This is a genomic window from Candidatus Zixiibacteriota bacterium, assembly GCA_022865345.1.
Taxonomy (GTDB): domain Bacteria; phylum Zixibacteria; class MSB-5A5; order MSB-5A5; family RBG-16-43-9; genus RBG-16-43-9.
Genome location: JALHSU010000101.1, coordinates 1 through 1,733, shown reverse-complemented (window position 1 = coordinate 1,733; position 1,733 = coordinate 1). Strand labels below are relative to the sequence as shown.

2 protein-coding genes, 2 tRNA genes and 1 rRNA gene are annotated in these 1,733 nt (G+C 42.4%); all 5 read right to left on the bottom strand.

Annotated elements, in window-relative coordinates; translation table 11 throughout:
* Window positions 1-161: 161 nt before the first annotated feature.
* The gene (locus MUP17_04695; protein MCJ7458269.1) at window positions 162-446 is read right to left on the bottom strand and encodes a GIY-YIG nuclease family protein; all 285 of its coding nucleotides are present in this window, start codon (window positions 444-446) and stop codon (window positions 162-164) included.
* 15 nt (window positions 447-461) lie between these two features.
* A tRNA-Ala gene (locus MUP17_04690) sits at window positions 462-534 on the bottom strand.
* Window positions 535-654: 120 nt separating this feature from the next.
* Window positions 655-1,323 (bottom strand): class I SAM-dependent methyltransferase, encoded by a 669-nt coding sequence (locus MUP17_04685; protein MCJ7458268.1) that lies wholly within the window; start codon window positions 1,321-1,323, stop codon window positions 655-657.
* A gap of 89 nt (window positions 1,324-1,412) precedes the next feature.
* Window positions 1,413-1,489, bottom strand: a tRNA-Ile gene (locus MUP17_04680).
* 166 nt (window positions 1,490-1,655) lie between these two features.
* Window positions 1,656-1,733, bottom strand: a 16S ribosomal RNA gene (locus tag MUP17_04675); the annotation flags it as partial.

Genomic DNA, 1,733 nt, shown 5'->3' with positions numbered 1-1,733 from the left:
TGTAGCACCTAAAAGATGCTCACCCTAATTCTCTATTCAATTGTCAAAGAACAGATTTTCTATGATTCCCTATATACTATCTACTATATGCTACCTACTATTTTTATATTCTGGAGATAACCGGGATCGAACCGGTAACCTGGCTACGCCCGCTCTCCCGATTATCTTATCAGTTCCAGATATTTTTTTAACTCCTCTTTAGGAAAACTTTCAACCAAACTTTTTTTAGTTGGTCCTCCAATTTTGCTTTTCAGGAAATACTCTCTTTTTATCGCCTCACTCTTGTCTTCGTAACTTTCACAGTAAACCAACTCAAATGGTTTTCTCTTTTTGGTAGCCTGTGAGTATCCTGAATCGTGTCGTTCCAATCTCCTTTTTAAGTCCGAAGTGTATCCCGTGTAGTAATTACCATCCATCAGGCTTTGAATTATGTATACGAAATACACTCTGTTTTTATATTCTGGAGATAACCGGGATCGAACCGGTAACCTCCGCCTTGCAAAGGCGGCGCTCTCCCAATTGAGCTATATCCCCGTAAAAGTCAGTCTCCGCAACAATCTTATCTTCTCGTTTTGGGCGGGATCAAATCGGTAACCTGGCTACGCCCGCTCTCCCGTTCGAGATATACTCTCATGAAAACCATTTACGTAACTTTCATCCCTTTAATTGAGCTACCGTAAAAGAATTCATCGAAAAAGATAACCGCCAGAAATATCTTTTTTGTTTTCCGAATAGAAAGTACGGAAAAATCTTGCCTAACAAATTGACCAGCCAGGCTCCTTTTACGATAAAGCTCACGTAATTATGGCTCTCGATAACCTTATACCCGGAGTCCTTTAATAGAGACTCCACTCTGCGAATCGAGGTAGGATAGGAATGGGTATAATCATGATAAAACAGCCACTTGATCTTGGGCACTTCCGGATAGAGAAGAACGATATAACCTGACTTTTTTAAAACCCTTTTCAGATTTTCCAGGGACTCTAAAACTTCTGTATAATCTTTAAGATGCTCGATTATATGTCCCAGAAAAATCAGATCAAATCTTCTGTCTAACTCCGGAAGTCCTGGCAGAGAGCCATCCAGAACTTGAAATCCCTCCTCCTTGAGTTTTTCTCTCAGCTTAGTATTCGGCTCAATTCCTACATAGTCGATCTGGTTTGTTCTACAAAAACGAGCGAACTCGCCAAAACCGACCCCTATCTCCAGAACCTCTTTCGGAGGAGGAACATTCTTAAAAAGCCTGCGGTGCAGAATATTTCTGACCTTTTCCGCTATCTTAGGCTTGTAATATTCCTCCCGGTCATAGAAATCATATTTCAAAGAACAACCCCAATTGGTTGATGGTTTATGGTGGTTAGTTCATGGTTTTTAACCACCCACTACCCACTATGAACTATCTACCGCTTTCCTGGTGGGCCTAAGTGGAATCGGACCACTGACCTCACGCTTATCAGGCGTGCGCTCTAACCAACTGAGCTATAGGCCCACTGCGAGGGTTCACAGCCAAGCTGAACTTCCCCTGTAAACCTATATAGTCAAAAGGGCCACCTATAGATAAAAAATTTTTAGATAGCGTACACAGGTCAAAAAAGAGATGCGTTTCGATGTCATCTTCCCCCGTAGGGGGAAAACACACCTGTTTTACTCCTTAGAAAGGAGGTGATCCAGCCACAGCTTCCGCTACGGCTACCTTGTTACGACTTAGCCCCAGTCATCAGGTTTACCTTCGG